This window comes from Caballeronia sp. INML2 (genome assembly GCF_023631365.1).
In the GTDB taxonomy this organism is placed as follows: Bacteria; Pseudomonadota; Gammaproteobacteria; order Burkholderiales; family Burkholderiaceae; genus Caballeronia; species Caballeronia turbans.
This window is the reverse complement of sequence record NZ_JALQDH010000216.1, coordinates 1-518: the sequence shown is the minus strand read 5'-3', so window position 1 is coordinate 518 and position 518 is coordinate 1. Positions and strand designations below refer to the sequence as shown.

The window sequence follows — 518 nt, the reverse complement described above, 5'->3', positions numbered from 1 at the left end:
GGGTAATTCACTTGCCAGTCGGCGTTACGCGCGACTGCACGATTCAGAAAGAACGAGTTCGAGGCCATATCATTTGCTCAGCAGTTACGGATGCGCTCAAAGTATCCTAGAAGGAGCGACCGTCAAGTCAACGGTTTAGGAAGCCGTACTGACGCGAGGTCGGCCGGCGGTATCCACTCAACGCACGGCTTTGCGTCGCGCGCGTAGAGCGCCTGTTTCTCCTTCTTGCGGGCAAGGTATTGCTCATTGCCTTGCATCCCATAAATTTCGATCGCCGTCGGCTGTCGGGTATCGGTCAGTTGAAAGTCGGGGAGCATGACGTCGCCGGCCTCGAGCCTAAAAGGCTTGATGAAACGTCGGCGCTCGGCAACGAGCCGGTTGGCCATCTCTACCTCATAGCTCGAATCGCAGGGAACGAAACTGCTGCTGCACAGTTGCAGCGCAAGGTCGATGATCCGAAGATTTCCGTCCCTTGTCCGCTCGACCAAGGCGAGAATCACGACGCGCGCGCTAGCGTT

Annotated in this window: 1 protein-coding gene; it reads right to left on the bottom strand. The window is 57.1% G+C overall.

The window, feature by feature from the left end; genetic code table 11:
- Positions 1-122: 122 nt before the first annotated feature.
- On the bottom strand, positions 123-518 hold a 396-nt coding region (locus NCT32_RS37065; RefSeq protein WP_250491571.1), incomplete at its 5' end, for a DUF1173 family protein.